This window comes from Arthrobacter sp. 2YAF22_2, from assembly GCF_052114645.1.
Classification (GTDB): Bacteria; Actinomycetota; Actinomycetes; order Actinomycetales; family Micrococcaceae; genus Arthrobacter.
The window spans coordinates 1-2,518 of sequence record NZ_JBFRFD010000515.1 but is presented as its reverse complement, the minus strand read 5'-3'; the positions used below and the strand labels follow the sequence as shown (position 1 = coordinate 2,518).

The 2,518-nt window shown below is 66.6% G+C and carries 3 protein-coding genes; all 3 read left to right on the top strand.

From position 1 onward, the window contains the following. Entirely contained in the window at nt 1-741 is a 741-nt protein-coding gene (locus tag AB4Y86_RS16655; RefSeq protein ID WP_441403283.1) for an SDR family NAD(P)-dependent oxidoreductase, read from the top strand. A gap of 87 nt (nt 742-828) precedes the next feature. Next, nucleotides 829-2,175, top strand: coding sequence for an MFS transporter (locus AB4Y86_RS16650; protein ID WP_441403282.1), 1,347 nt, complete (start codon nt 829-831; stop codon nt 2,173-2,175). 36 nt (nt 2,176-2,211) lie between these two features. After that, nucleotides 2,212-2,518: triose-phosphate isomerase (locus AB4Y86_RS16645; protein ID WP_441403281.1), on the top strand; the 307-nt coding region annotated here is incomplete at its 3' end.

Sequence of the window (2,518 nt, the reverse complement as noted above, 5' to 3'; positions counted from 1 at the left end):
GTGATCGTCACCGGCGCCGTCTCCGAGCGCGGCATCGGCCGGGCCACCGCGGACTTCCTTGCCGAGCGCGGCTGGAACGTCGGCGTGATCGACCTCGATGATGCCGCCAGCAAGGCCGTGGCCAAAGAGCTGGCCGAAAAGCACGGCGTGAAGGCCTTCGGTGCCGGCGCCAACGTCGGCGACGAGGCTTCGATCCGTGCCGCGATCGACGAGATCGAGGCCGAACTGCCGCAGCTCGTGGCCCTGGCGAACGTCGCCGGCGTGAGTTCACCGGTGCCCTACCTTGAGCTCGACGCCGCCGAGTGGGACCGGGTACTCAACATCAACCTGAACGGTGTGCACTACGCCACCCGCCGGGCAGCAGAGTCCATGGTCAAGAACCGGCTGGGCCGGATCGTGAACATCTCCTCCGTCTCTGCCCAGCGAGGCGGGGGCACCTTCAGCAAGACCCCGTACTCCGTGGCGAAGGCCGGCGTCATCGGCCTGACCCGYGCCACSGCCCGYGAACTGGGCGGGTACGACATCACCGTCAACGCCATCTCACCCGGTCCGATTGACACCGACATCATGGGCGGCACCCTCAGTGCTGAACGCAAGGATGAACTTGTCAAGGACCTGGTGGTGAACCGGGTGGGCAGCACCCGCGACATCGCGGCCGCCATCTACTTCCTGATCGGCGAGGACGCAGGCTACATCTCCGGGCAGACGCTCAACGTCGACGGCGGCCTGTACATGCACTGACGGCCCCCAGCCAGGGAGCCACCGACGAACCGCGGGCCGCCGGCCTGCGGGCGAACCACCCCACCTCATCACTCGAAGGAGAGTGCTGTGTCCGCAACCACCGCAACATCCAAGGAGCTTCTGGCCCGCCCGGTCCTGAAGTCCGCGATCTCCAAGGCGGCCCGCCGGCTGATGCCGATGCTGGTCATTCTGTACGTCGTTTCGTTCCTGGACCGGACCAATGTCGGCTTCGCCGAAGCTGCCCTGGGCGCGGACAAAGGCGTCTCTGCCGGGGCGTTCGCCCTCGGCGCCGGCATCTTCTTCATCGGCTACGCGATCTTCGAGATTCCCAGCAACCTGCTGCTCAAGAAGGTCGGAGCCAAGATCTGGCTGGCGCGGATCGCGATCACCTGGGGCATCGTCTCCGCGTGCTTCGCCTTCGTCCAGGACGAACCCTCGTTCGTGTTCCTGCGGTTCCTGCTCGGCGTGACCGAGGCCGGACTCTTCCCCGGCGTCATCATGTACCTCGCCGAGTGGTTCCCGAACAAGGTGCGCGTGCAGATGTTCGCCATCTTCTACCTGGCCCAGCCTTTCTCCCAGATGATCGGCAACCCGCTCTCGGGCTGGCTGATCAACATCGGCGACCAGGTGCCCGGACTGCGCGGCTGGCAGGTCATGTTCTTCGTCGAGGGCGTGCTCGCCGTCCTGGCAGGCATCGCGGCTTTCTTCTTCCTGATCAACGGCCCGGAAAAAGCCAAGTTCCTGAGTGGCGAGGAGAAATTCGCGCTCAAGGAAGTCATGGCGCTGGAGGACAACATCAAGGACGAGACCGGCCCCCGCGGCATCCTCGCAGCAATGCGCAACGGCCGGGTCTGGTACTTCACCGCCATCTACTTCTGCCTGCAGATCGCTGTCTACGGCGTGACGTTCTTCCTGCCGCAGCAGGTCTCGTCGCTGACCGGGCAGAAGGTTGGCCTTGCCGTCGGCCTCCTGATCGCCGTCCCCTGGTTCTTCGGCATCTTCGCCTGCTACTTCGTCGGCCGGGCGGCGGACACCGTGGCCAAGCGGCGCAAGTTCGGCACCATCCTGTTCCTCTCCACCGGCCTGTGCATCTTCGGCTCCGCCTGGGCCGGCACCAACCACCAGCCGGTGCTTGGCATGATCTTTATAACCCTGGCGGTCTGCAGCTTCCTCGCTGTCGGCCCGGTGGTGTGGTCCTACCCCACGGCGTTCCTCGCCGGATCCGCCGCGGCCGCGGGCATCGGCCTGATCAACTCGCTGGGCAACCTGGGCGGCTTCGTCGCCCCGATCCTGCGGACCGCGGTCAACGAGGCCACCCAGTCGCCCACCGGCTCCATGGGCGTCTACGCCCTCGGCGTGCTGCCCTTCGTGGCAGCGGCGATGATGTTCGCCACCAAGCGGTTCAAGAACAAGGCGGACGAGCTGCTGGACTAAGTCCGGACCGCCGCCCCGCACACCCCAAGGAGACCCATGCCCCGCACCTCCGGCACCAGCGCCCACCCCCTTTACATCGGTGTCAGCACCAAGATGTACCTGGGCTACCAGGCAAGCCTGCGCTGGCTGTCGGAGGTGCGCGCCGTGGTGGACGCCCGGCCTGCCCTGGCTGCCGGCCCGGGCATCCGGGTGTTCATCATCCCGTCCTTCCCGGTCCTGGCGCAGGCCAAAACCATTTTCGCCGGTTCGCCGGTGCTCCTCGGCGCCCAGAACTGCGCGTGGTCGGACGGGCCGCTGACCGGGGAAGTCAGTCCCGGCATGCTGGCCGAACTCGGCGTCTCAC